The following is a 16,872-nucleotide window of genomic DNA, read 5'->3' as shown; positions in this document are numbered from 1 at the left end:
TTTACTCACTTTATTTTAGGCAATCTGACTTCATTGTTTGCCTAGGAGAATTTTACCAATAGAGTGTAGCCTGAATTAGCCAAACGCCTTTATTTTTGGTAAACTAGAAAGAAGAGAAAGGCTAGATAAATGAAAGCAGCATATATCACAATTCACGATAAAATTAAGGAACAAATCGATAACGGAATCTGGAAAATTGGTCAACGTTTACCAAGTGAACGCGATTTAGCAGATGAATTTGGTGTTTCTCGTATGACGCTCCGTCAAGGAATCACACTTTTAGTGGAAGAAGGGGTGCTACAACGCAAGATTGGTTCCGGTACTTATGTCGCCAGTACACGGGTTCAAGAAAAAATGCGAGGAACGACTTCCTTTACTGAATTAGTACAACTCCAAGGAAAGACGCCAAGCAGCAAATTATTATCCTATACACGAACCAAACCTAATGAAAAAGAAGTTGAACAATTAGGTTTATCCCGTGGCGAGTATGTTATTCGAATGGAGCGGGTCCGCTATGCAGATAATGTTCCAGTCGTGTATGAGGTTGCCAGCATTCCTGAACGCTTGATAAAAAATGTCCCCAAAGAAGATGTTACCAACCATTTCTTTAAAACACTTATAGACAATGGTTATCGAATTGGAACGAGCAAACAAACCATTTTTGCTCGTTTAGCCAATGACAAAGTGGCTCAATATTTACAAATTTCTAAAAACCAGGCTATTCTCGCACTAAAACAGGTATCTTATCTCGAAGATGGTCAAGCATTTGAATTTGTAAATAGTCAGTACGTTGGAGAACGTTTCGAATTCTATTTAGAAAATAGTTAGCATAAAAATAATTATGTAAAACATTTTGAAATCCGTAATCTTTCTAGTGATGACGGATTTTCTTATTTATAAAATATGGAATTTTTGATATAATAAAGTTTATGGAAATTGAAAAAACCAACCGAATGAATGCCTTATTTGAATTCTACGCAGCCTTGCTAACAGACAAGCAAATGAACTACATTGAGCTCTATTATGCCGATGATTACAGTTTGGCTGAGATTGCTGAAGAATTTCAAGTCAGCCGTCAGGCGGTCTATGATAACATTAAACGAACAGAAAAATTACTGGAAGACTACGAGATGAAGCTACATATGTATTCCGACTATGTGGTGCGTAGCCAGATTTTCGATGAAATACTGAATAAGTATCCAGAAGATGCTTATTTGAAGGAAAAAATCGCTATTCTAACCAGTATTGATAATAGAGAATAAGAGGAGAAGTATATGGCTTTTGAAAGCTTAACAGAACGTTTGCAGAATGTTTTTAAAAATCTGCGTCGTAAGGGAAAAATTTCTGAGAGTGATATTCAGGAAGCAACCAAGGAAATTCGTCTGGCCTTGCTAGAGGCTGACGTAGCCCTTCCAGTTGTCAAAGACTTTATCAAGAAAGTACGTGAACGTGCTATCGGTCATGAAGTTATTGACACTCTGAACCCTGCTCAACAAATCATCAAAATCGTTGATGAAGAATTGACGGCTGTATTGGGTTCTGAAACTTCAGAAATTATCAAATCACCAAAAATTCCAACTATCATTATGATGGCTGGTTTGCAGGGTGCTGGTAAAACGACCTTCACTGGTAAGTTGGCCAACAAACTCAAGCAGGAAGAGAATGCCCGTCCACTCTTGATTGCTGCGGATATTTACCGTCCAGCTGCTATTGACCAGTTGAAGACACTTGGTCAACAGATTGATGTCCCTGTTTTTGAATTGGGCAACCAGGTTCCAGCACTTGAAATCGTTCGTCAAGGTTTGGAGCAAGCTAAAGCCAATCACAATGACTATGTCTTGATTGATACGGCCGGTCGTTTGCAGATTGACCAAGCCCTTATGGCCGAATTGAGAGAAATCAAAGAGTTTGCTCAGCCAAATGAAATTCTCTTGGTTGTTGATGCCATGATTGGTCAGGAAGCTGCCAACGTTGCGCGTGAGTTCAATGATCAATTGGCTATTACTGGTGTGATTTTGACCAAGATTGACGGCGATACACGTGGTGGTGCAGCCTTGTCTGTCCGTCACATCACGGGACAGCCAATCAAATTCACCGGTACTGGTGAAAAAATCACCGACATCGAAACCTTCCACCCAGACCGTATGTCCTCACGTATTCTGGGCATGGGTGACATGCTGACCTTGATTGAAAAAGCCAGCAAAGAATATGATGAGAAGAAATCATTAGAACTCGCTGAAAAAATGCGTGAGAATACCTTTGATTTCAACGATTTCATCGATCAATTGGACCAAGTTCAGAATATGGGACCAATGGAAGACCTGCTGAAGATGATTCCAGGTATGGCTGGTAACCCGGCTCTTGCCAACTTAAAAGTTGACGAGCGTGAAATTGCACGAAAACGAGCTATCGTATCTTCTATGACACCAGCCGAACGTGAAAATCCTGAATTGTTGACACCTAGCCGTCGTCGTCGTATTGCTAACGGTTCTGGAAATAGCTTTGTCGAAGTCAATAAATTTATCAAGGATTTCAACCAAGCGAAAACCATGATGCAGGGTGTTATGTCAGGCGACATGAACAAAATGATGAAACAAATGGGAATCAACCCAAATAATCTACCTAAAAACATGCCAAACATGAACGGCATGGATATGTCTGCTCTTGAAGATATGATGGGCGGTGCAGGCATGCCTGATATGAGCCAACTGATGGGAGGGGCTGGTATGCCAGACATGTCCCAAATGTTTGGAGGCGGTTTGAAAGGTAGAATCGGCGAGTTTGCTATGAAACAAGCCATGAAACGCCAAGCCAATAAGATAAAAAAAGCTAAAAAGAAGAGAAAATAATCTCTTCTTTTTTACTTTTTATTCGAAGAAGTAAGATACAGCAATATAAAATAGAAGTAGCAAAGCAGAAAAAATGATTTTTGAACCCAAACGATTTCCGTTATAATGGAAATAATCGAAAATGTCCTTTTTAGTGGACAATCTTTATATTGTCCGTTATAATGGAAATATAATAAAAACAGAGGACAAGTTATGAATTATATCGCAATAATAGGAGATATTGTCAATTCAAAACAGACTTCCAACCGCTCTAGTATCCAAGAGCGGCTAAAACAACAGCTGAATAGAATCAATCATTCCTTCACTCAGGACTTCGCATCGCCATTTACCATTACAAAGGGAGATGAATTTCAAGCCTTATGCAAGCCTAACCCTTATATTTTTTTGATGATTGACCAAATCCAACTAGCCTTTCGTGATGAGGTGGAGATTCGATTTGGAATTGGTTTGGGTGAGATTCTAACAGCTATCGATCCCAAGCTAAGTATTGGAGCAGATGGTCCAGCTTATTGGGAAGCACGCAAGGCTATTGACTTCATCCACGACAACCATGACTATGGTACCAGCAAAATTGCCTTTTCATCTGAATACAAGCAAATCGATCGTGTGATCAACCCCTTGCTAACTTCTAGCGATTTCATCAAAGCTGCCTGGAATCGTTCGCAAACGGATCTGTTTGAAACCTTAATCTCCCAAAAAATCTATCAAGAAGATTTCACACAAAAGCCAATTGCTGAGAAAATGAAACTCAGTCAAAGCGCCTTTACCAAACGTTTGAAATCCAGTGGAATCAAACTCTACCTGCGTAATCGCCAAACTGCCATGAATTTGATTCTCCAGCTCAGTCAGAAAGAAGGATAAAGCCATGTCATTTTCAGTTATTTCTAGCCATCTTATTCAACATCCAGTTTTAACCGCCTTGCTAATTGCCCACTTTTTAAGTGATTTCACCTTCCAAAGTCAAGCACTGGCAGATGCTAAAAAGCTTCATTTGAAAGCTCTTTTCATGCACCTTTTCATTGTTGCTATCCCCCTTCTTATTCTAGCCTTACTCACCCCCGTTCAAAACGGAGATTTATTTTTTCAAGTTTGGCTGAGCCATCTTGCGATTGACTATGTCAAATATTTTCTCAACAAACACCATTGGATAAAGGACTCCTGGGAAGCTGGAGCATTCTTAACTGATCAATTGCTACATATCATCTCAATCATCATTCTTTATCACACTATCGGTGTTAATGTCGCTTCACACTCACTCTGGATTGAACCAAATTATCTCCTCCTGCAAATCCTTTTTATCCTTCTGATCAGCAAGCCCGTCAATATTCTTTTCAAACTCTACTTTAGCAAATATCAGGTAGCGGAAGGAGAAGAAGAGCAGACTGTGACAGGTGCAGGAGCCTTGATTGGTCAATTGGAGCGCCTCATAATGGGAATTTTTCTGCTTCTAGGGCAATACACAGCTATCGGACTGGTATTTACAGCAAAGTCCATCGCACGCTATGATAAAATATCCAAAAGCCAAGCCTTTGCTGAATACTATTTAATTGGTTCGCTATTTAGTATCATTAGCGTCCTAGTATTATATGTTTTATTGATTTTATAAAAGGAACAAGTTTACATAATTTATTTTGTGTAAACTTTTTTTGTAAAAATAGACTTTATTTTATTCTTTTCAATACATGGGTTTATGGTTCAGCTCCCATATAATTACTTCAATAAATCACGATTCAAATATGCATTTCTAGTAATCAAATCAAGTGAATAATGAGTTTTCAAAAGTACGTTTTTCAGTACATTCTATTGTAAAGATTTTATGGGATATTTTTAGAATTCTTATTAGCCAATATTTTTTATTTTTGAGGCTCTACAAAATTGAATATCGACATGATAATACATTTAAAGTGGCTATGATATTATTTTGAATAATATTTTTATTTTGTAATTTCAGCAAATGTAGTCTTATTGGAAAGAGAGAATTTTTATGGATTTTTATACAATAAACTAGTTACAAGCATTTTCTTTGTGTGTTCGTCCCATGATTTTTATAGCTTGCTTGACAACGACCTTTTTAATTGATAGACTAAACTTGAAAGCGATTACTTTAATTAAAGATGTTAGAGTTTAAAAATACTGTAATAGGTTGGTTGAGCTTATTATTACGGAAGTATTGAGTGGCTATTTAACTGGAGATAGTACACAAGATATTGCTGTTATTAAACTTCAATCATCGCTTGGTAATCAGACAGGATATCTAGGATTAGCAGTTCAGCAAGCTAATGTTGGACAGTATATTAAGACCATTGGTTATCCAGGTGATAGAATGGGAATGTATTTATCTGAAGGAAAAATCATAAGTTCATCTGGTTCAACTATCACTTATAATTTAGACACATCTGGTGGACAGAGTGGTAGTCCAATTCTAAACGAAGCTAATCAAATTATTGCAATACATTATGCAGGGAACCAGACTGAACAGCATAATATAGCAAGACTTATTACACCAGATGTTCAACAACTTATAGAAACAGTCAATTCAACTTCAGGCGCGGTCTATCGGGTATACAACCCTGATTCTGGATGGCATCATTATACAAGTAGTCTTGGTGAGAAAAATCATTTAGTAAGTTTGGGATGGAAAGATGAAGGAATTGCTTGGGAAGCAGGGAATAATGTTCCTGTTCACCGTCTCTATAATCCAAATAATGGTCATCATTTTTACACGACAAACACCGCTGAAAAAGATTCTCTTGTGGCGATAGGGTGGAAATACGAGAACATTGCTTTCTACTCAGGTGATAACCTAGAAGTTTTTCGACTCTATAATCCAAATACAGGTGAACACTTTTATACAGTCAATTATTTAGAAAGAAATCACCTTATTGCTGTTGGTTGGGGGTATGAAGGTGTTGCATTTAAAACTAAATAGGTTGGAGGAAGTATTATGAAAAAAATTTTTTTAGGTTTGGTAACAGCAGCTTTATGTTTATTGGCGATCCGTTCGGTTTCTATTAGTGCTGAAGAGACGGTTAGTAGTGTTTATGCGGTAAATCAATCTTGATAGTGCATTAGAATTTGTCGCAACTTTTACGGGATATGAATATGTAGGATTACCTCTAGAGTTGACTGTAGGTCAAGTTGGACAGGTAAAACGTCCAATGGAGCATTATTTAGCAAAAACACAGTACTCTTTTACATTAGAGAGTTCCGATCCGAGTGTATTGAATTTTAATGAGAATGGCGAATGGATAGCGCTTAAGTCAGGAAAAGCTATAATAAAATTTGGCGTTTCTGATCCTAGCAAGAATCCTAAATTTAGTAATGAATTGAAACAATTAGGACTAAGTACCAATTGGAGAATTCAAGAGATTTATATGGAACCCGTTACAGTAACAGTATCTAACACTACGAATGCTATGTATCGTCTTTATAATCCTAATTCTGGCGAACATTTTTATACCGCTGCTCTCGGAGAGAAGAATTATCTATCAGCAGTTGGATGGCATTTTGAAGGAATTGGATGGAATGCCCCTGTAGTTGGTGAGCCGGTATATCGTCTTTATAATCCAAATAACGGAGATCATCATTATACGACTTCAAAAGGGGAACATGATATTCTAGTAACGCTTGGGTGGCGTTCAGAAAATATTGGCTGGCAGTCTGGCGGTACAATTCCAGTTTATCGCCTCTATAATCCTAATGCACTTGGAGCAGGAAGTCATCATTATACGACTTCAAAAGGGGAAGCTGACTATTTGGATAGTATTGGATGGAATTATGAAGGAATAGGCTGGTATGCAGAATAGCCTTTACTACAATACAAAAAACATTAGTAATGACACACTTCCGTTACTAATGTTTTTTGTATTGTAATTCATTATTTGGAGAATCTTATCCGAAAAATGAGAAATAAAAACATTTATAAAAAGCACAAATAACATTGCACAATTATATTATAAGGATGAGAATTTTCAAGTCATCGCAATCATAACCAACAAAACTCTTAACGCTGAGAGTTTCATTCTTCGAAATCGTTCCCAAGATATTCAAACTGGGCTGTTGACAGCTGAAAACAAAGAGATTGAGGAGTATAGTCAACTAAAATATCTAGGATGAATTACGAACAGAATGGGCTTATTTAAATAATCTATAACTATATAAAATCATTAAAATACTAAAAAAACTTGGTGGGTATGTCAAACGAATCCAGAGCATCGATATACTATGGATGTATACGGTAGAATTATACAAATAAAACGTGAAAAGAAAAAACTAAAAATTTATGAACAATCGACTTAACATAGTCTAACCCCATGATAATACCGAGATAGAAACATAAAGCACGTTTTTTGCTGATTTCCAGTTATTCTAGAAATTTTTTGGTTATAGCTACAATATCCCTATGTACATCTTTCCGAAAAACTATAATTTTCTTGAAACTTATACAAGTTTATGCTATACTACTCATATAGATAAAATCAGGAGAAAATGATGAGACGCGAGTTATTATTGGAAAAAATTGATCAGCTGAAAGAAATCATGCCTTGGTATGTCTTGGAATATTATCAGTCCAAGTTGTCTGTGCCTTACAGTTTTACTACCTTATATGAATACTTGAAAGAATACCGTCGTTTTTTTGAGTGGTTACAGGATTCAGATTTAGTCGCTGTTGAACGGATTGCTGACATTCCGCTGGATGTTCTGGAACATCTGACCAAGAAAGATATGGAGGCCTTTATTCTATATCTGCGGGAGCGTCCCTTGCTGAACGCCAATACCACGCAGAATGGTGTGTCGCAGACCACCATTAACCGTACTCTCTCGGCCCTTTCTAGTCTCTTCAAGTATTTAACCGAAGAAGTGGAAAATGAGCAGGGCGAGCCCTACTTCTACCGCAATGTCATGAAGAAGGTGTCCACCAAGAAGAAGAAGGAAACCTTGGCGGCTCGGGCGGAGAACATCAAGCAAAAGCTCTTTTTGGGCGATGAAACGATGGAGTTCTTGGACTATGTTGATAAAGAATACCAGGGAAAGTTATCCAAACGTGCCCTCTCATCCTTCCAGAAAAATAAGGAGCGGGATTTGGCGATTCTGGCACTTCTCTTGGCTTCTGGCGTCCGTCTGTCAGAGGCGGTGAATTTGGACCTTCGAGATGTAAACCTCAATATGATGATCATCGAGGTGACGCGTAAGGGTGGTAAACGGGACTCGGTCAATGTGGCTGGTTTTGCTAAGCCCTATCTGGAAGCCTATATGAGCATCCGTCAGCAACGCTACAAGGCGGAAAAAACGGATACAGCCTTCTTCCTATCTGAATACCGTGGTCTGCCCAATCGTATCGACGCTTCTTCTATCGAAAAAATGGTTGCCAAATATTCTGCGGACTTCAAGATACGTGTGACACCCCACAAACTCCGTCACACGCTGGCAACACGGCTCTACGACGCCACCAAGTCGCAAGTTCTGGTCAGTCATCAGCTAGGACACGCCAATACCCAGGTCACCGACCTCTACACTCATATCGTCAACGATGAGCAGAAAAATGCTCTTGATCAGTTGTGATGTTGCGTAAATTTAATTATGTAAACCAACAAAGGAGTAAGCTCAAACTTACTCCTTTTTCCATTAAATCAATTCTTTCAATTTTTTCTGATTGACTGCTGGGTACTGGTCCAAAAAGGCTGAGAGGGTGCGTAAAACGGCAGGAATATAGCCTATCTGGTCATTCTCCACCTGCAAGACCAAGAGTGGCTCGTGGAGGCTCATTCGGAGCAAGAGCCAGCCATCACCATAAGGCCCGGTCAGGTCAAACCGCACTCCTTCTTCGTTCTCTGGGTTAAAAGCAAAGCCTTCGAGACTGGTTTGGCGGAGGTCAGCAATGACCTGTTCACCCAGTGCTCGATAGTCTGCCGCTTCTAGTTTGAAACGCACTTCTTGGGTTTCAAGCGGTTGTTTAAGCTGGGCAATCAAGTCGTCCAAGGACTTGCCTTCCGCTTGCAGTTTTGGTAAGAGCATGAGAATCTTAGCCGCCACATAGGTTCCGTCATCCAGAAAGTAATTTTCCTTAAAGGCAGCGTGTCCAGAGGTTTCGATAGCCAACTGGCAATCAACTCCCTCTTGGTTTGCTAAAATAGCACGGTTAATCACGTTGCGATAGCCTGAAATATAGCGAATTTGTTTGCCGCCCAGGCTTTCTATAAAGACTTTAAGGTGTTCAGTTGTTGGGGAATTGGTCACAATGCTGGTTCCTGGATGTTCAGCTAGGACAATCTGGCTGAGAACGGCAATCAGGTTGTTGCGATTGAGAATTTCTCCTGACTTGGTGACCAGGGCGGCACGGTCAACGTCGGTATCAAAGATAATGCCTAGATCTGCCCCTTGCTTCAAGACGGCCTGGCGAATGCTTTCCATCGCTTCCTTGTTATCTGGGTTTGGAACATGGTTTGGAAAGTTTCCGTCGGGATCTAGGAATTGTGAGCCTGTGGTATCTGCTCCCAATTCTGCTAAAACTTTCTCAGCAAAAAATCCGCCTGCACCATTTCCAGCATCGACGATAATATTAAGACCTATCAGTGGTTTTTCTTGCCCACCACAGGCGGTACGAATTTTACCAACCAAGTCTTGGGCATAAGGCGTAATCAGGTCTGCACTGGTAACACTTCCAAGGGAAGAAGCTGGCAAGTCTTCACTATGCGAGAGGATGAAGTCAATATCTTCGTGCTCCGCTCCGCCATTTTCCGAAAAAATCTTAATGCCGTTGAAGTAATAAGGCAGGTGGCTGGCGGTAATCATGACACCAGCGTGGCACTTGAACTGCGGATACTGGGTGCTCATGAAGAGGGCTGGCGTGGTGGCCATGCCAAAGTCAATCAGCTGAACCCCCAGACGAACGGCTTCTTCTGTAAAGGCTGAAACCAAATCTGGACCGCTGAGGCGGCTATCTCGACCGATACCGATGGTCAACTGCCCTTTTTGATAGGCCTGCGCCAGTTCTGGCTTCTGAGTTAGCCAATGAATCAGTCCGCGAACCACTTCCTTGGTGGCTTGTGGTGTGAGATTGACAGCATATTCGTCTGTAGCGATAGCAATCCCGCGGATATCCGATCCGTTTTGTAGTACGTGATGGTGGGACATAGTAACCTCCTAATTCAAACTAAATTTAGTATATCATATTTTCAAAGCGGTTTCAAAATGAAAAAGCACAGCTTTTACTGTACTTTAGTGATGCTTACAGTTGTACCAACTTCCAGTTGACTTTCCACGGAAATAGCTAGTTCCAACTGATTCAAGACCCGCTTGGTCAGATACAAGCCAAAACCTGTCGCTTTTTGGTGTTCACGGCCATTAAAACCTGTAAAACCTTCGTCAAACAGGCGTGGAATGTCTTCTGCCAGAATCCCAATTCCCGTATCGGAAATGGAAATTCCCTCATTCAATTCAATGGCCACCCTACCACCAGTCTTATTGTACTTGAGGGCGTTGTCGATGATCTGTGACAGGGCAAAACTGAGCCACTTTCTGTCGGTCTTCAGTAACCAATTTCCATCGATGGTCACTGAAATGTCTTTTTGCAAGAACTGATTGCGGTATTTTTTGACCAAATCTACCACTACTTCTCTTACTTCCACCTGTTCAAAGCGAAAATCGCTGGCATGGTTGGTCAGTTTGAGGTAATTGAGGAGATTTGCCATATAATTGTCCAAGCGTAAGAGCTGGTGATTGACATCCTGCTGGTTGAGATTATCGGTCTGGCTCATCAAAGACAGGGCAGCCAGAGGCACTTTCATCTGGTGGGACCACATTTTTACCATGGCTTGCAGGTCCTCTTCCCGCGACTTATAATCCAAGAGCTGCTCCCGCGTCGCCTCCTTCTCCGCTTCAATCAAGTTGAGATAGGCAAGGTCCACAGGCTTATTAAGCAGGGGCAGAGCTTCTTCATGAACATAGTCTTCCAAGGCTCTCATGCGGTTGCGAAACTTCCAGTAAAGTCCCACAGTCAGAAGGATTAAGAGGGTTAGGGACAATAGCAGAGCGTTTTGCAGGAATTCGGTGGGTAGTTGGTAAAGATAGAATAGCAAGATAAAACTGCCAGACAAGACCAGATAGGCGAAATAAAAACTACGGTATTCTCGGATAAATTTTGCCATCATTTGACCAGGTACCCCACGCCACGAACAGTATGGATACGGTCAAATCCCACTTCGCTCACCTTCTTACGCAATCTAGTCATGTTGACATTGAGGGTATTCTGGTCGATAAATTCTTCATTTTCCCAGAGTTTTTCCAAGAGTTCATCCTTGCTGACAATCTGCCCTTGTCTTTCTAGTAAGGCGGACAAAATCTTGGTTTCCGTAGGAGACAATTGAACCTGTTCCAATTCGTTTGAAAATCGCCCGTCTAAACTAAGTTGGAACTGGTCAATTGACAAATCAGTTGATTTGCTGAATTGATTAACCCGACGCAGGAAGGCTCCGATTTTGGCATCCAAAATTCCCAGTGAAAAAGGCTTGGAAACAAAATCATCACCACCCATGTTCATGGCCATGACCGCATTCATCTCATCATCGCTAGAAGAGATAAAGATAATGGGCATGGTCATGGTTTTACGGATTTCTGTCGTCCAATAAAAGCCGTTGTAATAAGGCAGGCTAATGTCCATCAGCACCAAGTCTGGTTTGATTTCAGCAACTTCCTGACTGACAGCCCTGAAATTCTGCACACTTTCCACTTGATAAGATTTTCCCAAGTGTTGCTTCAAGAGCTGGACAATCATCTCATCATCTTCAACAATATAAATCTTCTCTTTTTTCATCTTCTTCATTCTGCAAAAGCCAGGACACAGGTCTTGGCTTTTTATTTATATACTTCTTTTCGATGCCCGACTTCAAGGGCAGTTATAATCAATTTATCATCTTCAATGCTGACGATGACCCTATAATTGCCGATACGGTACCGCCATTGGCCAGAACGATTGGCAGTTAAGGCTTGTCCGTATTGTCTGGGGTTGTCGCACCCATCAATATGCTTGTAAAGATACCGCAAAATCAAACTTGCAGCAGTTTTATCCATCTTTCGAATTTGTTTTTGAGCCTTAACAGACAAAATAACCTTATAACTCAATGCCCAACTCCTCAGCCATTTGTTCTAATGTTATCGGCTCAATTCCATTCGCCAAGTCTTCTTGGTATTCTGCCCAGGCTATATCTGCCACACGCGCATCATACTCATCTTCAAGGGCTTCAAGGGTTTTAGTCCGAATGAGTTCTGACAAACTCACGCCTTCAAACTTTGCCATAGCCTGCATAAAAAGCTTGTCCTGCTCAGAAACTTTCAATGTAATAGCTGCCATTTTCTCACCTCTTCTAGTATTCCATTGGTATTACCATTGTAACACCATTTCCTAAGAAAAGCAAGAAATCCCGCATAAGCGAGACTTCTGTTATCGTTCAATAATGCGATAATAGGTTCGGCTGGTCCATTTGTAAATGACAAAGTAAATCAGGGCAACTGCAAGCAATGTAATACCACTAACCGTGTAAATCATGCTGGAAGAAACCACACCAAACATCATCAGCATTTGTTTGAGCATAACAAGGGCGACGACAAAGTGAAGGGTCGCCATAGCCAGTGGCATAAAGAAGACCAAAAGCGTTTGAGAGTTGATGGTTTTCTTGACAGCCTGCTGGCTCATCCCAACTTCCTGTAAAATCTTGTAGGATTTCTTGTCCTCATGCCCTTCTGAATACTGTTTGTAGTAGATAATCAAGGCTGCACCCAGCAAGAAACTAATGCCCAACAAGAAGCCTGTAAAGAGGAAACCACCTGTGAAGCCCATGATCATATTGGTAAAGTCTGTTTTCTGCATGACGTATCCTAAAGATTCTCCATTAGCATCACTGATATTATAGGCATCGCCTGCCTGCTCACCAAGAGTGGCCACTTCCTCCTTGGTCATGTCGGTAAAGACACGGTAGTCCAGACTAACCTGATACCCTTTCGGATTGTTGGATTCATAGAAGCTACGAATGGTTTGTAAAACACTATCATCACTAACCACCATGACAGCAGCATTGAGCGTATTGGTGATGTCTGGGAAAATAGCTGTATCAAGATTGGCTACATTCTCAAAGCTACTATCACCCAAAGTGACTTTCTCTAGCGAAGGCTTTTCACTCGGACGCATAAAGGCAACTTGATTGGCAGCCAGCTCTGGCAAGTCATTGCCCAACTTCCTGAAATCATCTTGGGTGATGAAGTAGGTAAAGGCCATCTTGCTAAAGTCTGGATTGGCAATAATCTCTGGACTAACGACAATCTCTTTCCCACCATCATAGACCAGACCAGCTTGGTAGGTCAGATAGGTCAGGCTATCTTCCGCTTTTTCTGGAAAATGGCTGAGCACCGATTGCTGATAGGCTGCTTCACCTTGACTTCTATCCGCAACAGGATAGGTAATAGATGTTTCCTTTGGATAAAGTCCACTGGTCATATTTGCCATACCTGTATAGAGGGATGTCGTTGTCGCAATGGTCACAAAGGCCATGACCGCAAGCAATGTGATATTGGCCAAACCTGTTGCGTGTTGCTTCATCCGAAAAATCATCTGCGATGTAGTAATGAAATGTTCTGGCGTGTAAAAATAGCCTTTGTTTTTCCGCCGAGCCTTTAAATACCAAGTCATAAAACTGATATAGAACAAGTAGGTCCCCGCAATGACAAAGAGCACAGCGATAAAGAAACGATAGATAACAGCCAGACCTGCCGATTGAGACGAAAGTGACAGGTAGTATCCAACACCTAGGCTAAGGACACCGAGAGCAGCCAAGAGGAGATTCCCACGTGGCTCCTTCTCACCCTTTTCACTAGCTCGGAACAAAATCAGCGGACTGGTCTTGCCAATAGTCCGAATGGCCAGTAATTCCAAGATGAAGAAGATGCCTGCAAAGAGAAAGGCGGTCATGGCAAATGCCAGAGGTGAAATACTAAAGTGTAAGTCACTATAATTGGTCAAATTCACAAAAATCAAGTAGAGAACATTTGAAAATACACCTGCTAATGCAGAACCTAGCACAATAACCAAGAGGAAGATGAAAAACAACTCAATGCTGGCAACCAAGGCCACCTTCTTCTTGTTCATCCCTAGCATATTGTAAAGCCCGAACTCTCTAGTCCGTTGTTGCATGAGGAAATTAAAGCTGTATATTTCCATAATCAGCGAGAAAATGGTCAATACAACGACACCCAGCCCAATAGAGACCGCCCCAGTTCCCATGGTTTGCATAACTGGACTGAGCATGAGCAAGAACATGGAACAAATCAAGGTAAAGAGGACCAGACTGGCTAAAACAAAAGGAGCAAAGACACCCATAGATTTTCGGATATTTTGCCCAGCAAGTTTGAGGTAAAACATCTACTCACCCCCTAAAAGTGCAGACATATTGAGCGAAATTTCCTTGGCAAAGTCTTGATTGCTCTTGCCTGCCTTGTACAATTGGTGGAAAATCCGACCATCCTTGATAAAGAGAACCCGTTTGGCATGGCTGGCTGCATTGGCTGAGTGAGTTACCATGAGAATGGTTTGTCCATCTAGGTTGATGTCTTCAAACAAATTCAGCAAGTCTTCCGAATTGCGGTAATCTAGGGCAGCCGTCGGTTCGTCCGCTAGGACAATCTGTGGCTGTGTAATCAAACTACGGGCAATGGCCACGCGCTGCTTTTGTCCACCAGATAGTTCAAAAGGACGTTTTTTCAGCAAATCTTGAATCCGCAGTTTTGGCGCCAAAACCTTCAACCGTTTTTCCATTTCCTCATGACTGGTACGTGCCAATACCAGAGGTAAAAAGATATTGTCTTGGATGGACAGGGTGTCCAAGAGATTAAAATCTTGGAAGACAAAGCCTAGGTTACGCAAACGGAAATCTGCCAGCTTGCTTTCCTTGATTTTCGTAATATCCTGATTGTTTAAGATAACAGAGCCCCTTGTCGGCTTATCCAGGGTTGCTAGAATGTTGAGCAAAGTCGTCTTACCAGAACCACTTTCACCCATGATAGCGATAAACTCGCCCTCCTCTACCTTAAAATCCACATCTTGCAAGGCACGAGTTTCCTCTTTTGAAAAGCGCGTGCGGTAAACTTTTTCTAAATGATTGATTTCTAATAACATATTTACTCCTTATTGTTTTCTTTGGATAAATCAACTGCATCAAGTAATGCTTGATAGTCGATTCGGTCTGATTCAGCAATATTATCTTCTAAAACCACCTTATAATAACCATCCTGGACACCGATGGCCCAGTCATTGCTAGTGGTTATATAGAGATTATTCAAGGATACTGTCTTTTTCACTGCCCCTTCTTCTTTGACAACAGGCCATTCCATAAACTGAACTTCTGTTCCTTGAATACTATCCTCGGCAACTTCCTGTTTGCTAATGGCATAGTCTTTTCCCTTGTAACGGAAAGTTTGATAGCCCTCATCAAAGCTAAGGCTTGCTGAAGAAGAGGAACAAGCGGTTAGCATTATACTGCCCAAAGCCAGCATACCAAATACTTTCTTTTTCATAGTTTCCTCCCTCTAGTATGCCATAAATCTTATACTTTGCAAATCATGGGCGAGCTCTTCTAAGAATACGGCTTGTTCCAAGAGTTCAGCTTTCTCTTTTTCTGAGAATGCCTTTTCTTCGATTCTCTTTGCTTGTAAAAATTTGAATGACATATGATTTCCTTCTTTCTATTTCTTATGAGTCTATTATAGGAAATATTCCACCTGCACTCTCTTACAGTTCTGATTAAAAAACTTACAGCTTTGTAAGGAAAGCAAAAAAAGACACCATTTCTGGCATCTTTCAATCTAGGCTATTTTGTCTCCCCGATAAAGGCAATCATGTCGTCTAATTCCTCCTTGCTTTCCGTCACAAGGAGATAGGCGTCATTCCCTTGCAGTTCTGCAAAGGCATCTGGCATCCGTTTGACGGTCTTAATCTTGCCGGCAAATCGTTGATGAATATCATCTGCTGAGTGAACATATTCGGTCGTATCTCGGCGAGTTGCTACCAAGCAGTATTGATGTTCAAATCTACGCTCTTCAACTGTTCCACCTGTCACTACATTGGCATAATCACGGAAAAGGTCAATCGAATGCGCGTAATTGTAGGCTTCTACAGTGAAGCCACCTGCCATACGGTTATTGTACTCAATGGCGATGTAGTCTTTGCCATTCTTGAAAAATTCAATATGAAAGAAACGCTCCTTCATACCGAAGGCTTTGATAATTGCGCGACCATATTTTACTAATTTTGGATCTAGTTCTTTCTCGATGAAGTAGGCATTGTCTTTTCTAGACAACATCAGTTCCAGAGGAGTATGAACATAGGTCAGGCCTGTTTCAAAGACCACATTACCCTGGCTATCAACCAATCCATCATAGGTTGTAATAATGCTTGAATTGACAAATTTCTCAAAGAAATAAGCAGATTGTCCATCCCAGGCTTCTTTGAAGGTTTCTAGGTCAGCTTTTTTAGTTAATTTAAAGGTACCGGATGCCCCAACACCGTTGTCAGGCTTGGCAATCATTGGGAAACCAATTGTTTTCACGGCCTTTTCAATGTCCTTCTCCGATTTGACAACCATACCTGGAACCACAGGAACCCCTGCTTTGGAGAAATATTTCTTCATTTCAGACTTGAATTTTGTCTTTTTAAGATAACTTGGCTTAGCTCCAAAAATATTAAATTGTTCACGGAGTGCGGCGTCATTTTCCAACCAGTGCTCGTTGTGTGATTCCACTCGGTCGATTGGACCATGCTTGTAAATAAGAAAGGCTGCTGCACGCTTGACTTCATCAATATTTTCCAAATCTTCCACACGGAAGTATTCTGTAAGAGCATTACGAAGTTCTTCAGGCAATTGATCGTACGGTTCTTGTCCGATACCTAGAACCGTAACGCCTTCTTTTTTAGCCAATTCAATGGTGAATGGTTGAAAATTTTCTGGATAAAAAGGTGAAATAACGAGATAATTCATAG

At 40.9% G+C, this 16,872-nt stretch carries 18 protein-coding genes; 8 read left to right on the top strand and 10 right to left on the bottom strand.

The features are described 5' to 3' along the window. Positions 1-129: 129 nt before the first annotated feature. The 8 genes from GPW69_RS05225 to xerS all read left to right on the top strand — a co-directional run bounded on the left by GPW69_RS05225 (position 130) and on the right by xerS (position 8,411). Positions 130-828 carry a GntR family transcriptional regulator gene (locus GPW69_RS05225; protein ID WP_024410069.1) on the top strand — a complete coding sequence of 233 codons (699 nt, stop codon included), beginning with the start codon at positions 130-132 and terminating at the stop codon, positions 826-828. A gap of 101 nt (positions 829-929) precedes the next feature. After that, the gene (locus GPW69_RS05220) at positions 930-1,262 is read left to right on the top strand and encodes a putative DNA-binding protein (protein WP_002935001.1); all 333 of its coding nucleotides are present in this window, start codon (positions 930-932) and stop codon (positions 1,260-1,262) included. Between the two features lie 12 nt (positions 1,263-1,274). Further along, on the top strand, positions 1,275-2,849 hold the full coding sequence (gene ffh / locus GPW69_RS05215) for a signal recognition particle protein (RefSeq protein ID WP_024388685.1): 1,575 nt from the start codon (positions 1,275-1,277) through the stop codon (positions 2,847-2,849). 192 nt (positions 2,850-3,041) lie between these two features. After that, positions 3,042-3,710 carry a SatD family protein gene (locus GPW69_RS05210; protein WP_074391132.1) on the top strand — a complete coding sequence of 223 codons (669 nt, stop codon included), beginning with the start codon at positions 3,042-3,044 and terminating at the stop codon, positions 3,708-3,710. Positions 3,711-3,714: 4 nt separating this feature from the next. Then, positions 3,715-4,455, top strand: coding sequence for a DUF3307 domain-containing protein (locus GPW69_RS05205; RefSeq protein WP_074391131.1), 741 nt, complete (start codon positions 3,715-3,717; stop codon positions 4,453-4,455). 537 nt (positions 4,456-4,992) lie between these two features. Beyond that, positions 4,993-5,778, top strand: a complete 786-nt coding sequence (locus tag GPW69_RS05200; protein WP_074391130.1) for a trypsin-like peptidase domain-containing protein — start codon at positions 4,993-4,995, stop codon at positions 5,776-5,778. A 445-nt stretch (positions 5,779-6,223) separates the two neighbouring features. Next, entirely contained in the window at positions 6,224-6,655 is a 432-nt protein-coding gene (locus GPW69_RS05195) for a hypothetical protein (RefSeq protein ID WP_141668691.1), read from the top strand. A gap of 685 nt (positions 6,656-7,340) precedes the next feature. Continuing rightward, the gene (xerS, locus tag GPW69_RS05190; protein ID WP_074391129.1) at positions 7,341-8,411 is read left to right on the top strand and encodes a tyrosine recombinase XerS; all 1,071 of its coding nucleotides are present in this window, start codon (positions 7,341-7,343) and stop codon (positions 8,409-8,411) included. A 63-nt stretch (positions 8,412-8,474) separates the two neighbouring features. Here xerS and GPW69_RS05185 read toward each other — a convergent pair whose 3' ends face one another. The 10 genes from GPW69_RS05185 to GPW69_RS05140 form a co-directional block, all read right to left on the bottom strand. Then, positions 8,475-9,983 carry a phosphohexomutase domain-containing protein gene (locus GPW69_RS05185; protein WP_074391128.1) on the bottom strand — a complete coding sequence of 503 codons (1,509 nt, stop codon included), beginning with the start codon at positions 9,981-9,983 and terminating at the stop codon, positions 8,475-8,477. 74 nt (positions 9,984-10,057) lie between these two features. Further along, entirely contained in the window at positions 10,058-10,999 is a 942-nt protein-coding gene (locus tag GPW69_RS05180; protein WP_074391127.1) for a sensor histidine kinase, read from the bottom strand. Further along, entirely contained in the window at positions 10,996-11,661 is a 666-nt protein-coding gene (locus GPW69_RS05175; RefSeq protein ID WP_074391126.1) for a DNA-binding response regulator, read from the bottom strand. Before GPW69_RS05175 ends, GPW69_RS05180 begins: the two co-directional genes overlap by 4 nt. Before the next feature lie 41 nt (positions 11,662-11,702). Beyond that, positions 11,703-11,969, bottom strand: a complete 267-nt coding sequence (locus tag GPW69_RS05170) for a type II toxin-antitoxin system RelE family toxin (RefSeq protein WP_074391125.1) — start codon at positions 11,967-11,969, stop codon at positions 11,703-11,705. Further along, positions 11,959-12,198 carry a type II toxin-antitoxin system RelB family antitoxin gene (gene relB / locus GPW69_RS05165; RefSeq protein WP_015646833.1) on the bottom strand — a complete coding sequence of 80 codons (240 nt, stop codon included), beginning with the start codon at positions 12,196-12,198 and terminating at the stop codon, positions 11,959-11,961. The genes GPW69_RS05170 and relB overlap by 11 nt, the downstream gene beginning before the upstream one ends. A gap of 90 nt (positions 12,199-12,288) precedes the next feature. Beyond that, the gene (locus GPW69_RS05160) at positions 12,289-14,259 is read right to left on the bottom strand and encodes an FtsX-like permease family protein (RefSeq protein ID WP_074391124.1); all 1,971 of its coding nucleotides are present in this window, start codon (positions 14,257-14,259) and stop codon (positions 12,289-12,291) included. Beyond that, on the bottom strand, positions 14,260-15,012 hold the full coding sequence (locus tag GPW69_RS05155; RefSeq protein WP_024407069.1) for an ABC transporter ATP-binding protein: 753 nt from the start codon (positions 15,010-15,012) through the stop codon (positions 14,260-14,262). It abuts the gene before it with no gap. A 2-nt stretch (positions 15,013-15,014) separates the two neighbouring features. Further along, positions 15,015-15,410, bottom strand: a complete 396-nt coding sequence (locus tag GPW69_RS05150) for a NisI/SpaI family lantibiotic immunity lipoprotein (RefSeq protein ID WP_074391123.1) — start codon at positions 15,408-15,410, stop codon at positions 15,015-15,017. A gap of 12 nt (positions 15,411-15,422) precedes the next feature. Continuing rightward, on the bottom strand, positions 15,423-15,563 hold the full coding sequence (locus GPW69_RS05145) for a hypothetical protein (RefSeq protein WP_044683303.1): 141 nt from the start codon (positions 15,561-15,563) through the stop codon (positions 15,423-15,425). Between the two features lie 140 nt (positions 15,564-15,703). Then, entirely contained in the window at positions 15,704-16,870 is a 1,167-nt protein-coding gene (locus GPW69_RS05140; protein ID WP_074391122.1) for an ATP-grasp domain-containing protein, read from the bottom strand. Between the last annotated feature and the right edge of the window lie 2 nt (positions 16,871-16,872).

It is taken from the genome of Streptococcus suis, assembly GCF_902702775.1.
Taxonomy (GTDB): Bacteria; Bacillota; Bacilli; order Lactobacillales; family Streptococcaceae; genus Streptococcus; species Streptococcus hashimotonensis.
Note: the sequence above shows the minus strand (reverse complement) of the source record. Positions and strands in the feature narration are given on the sequence as shown.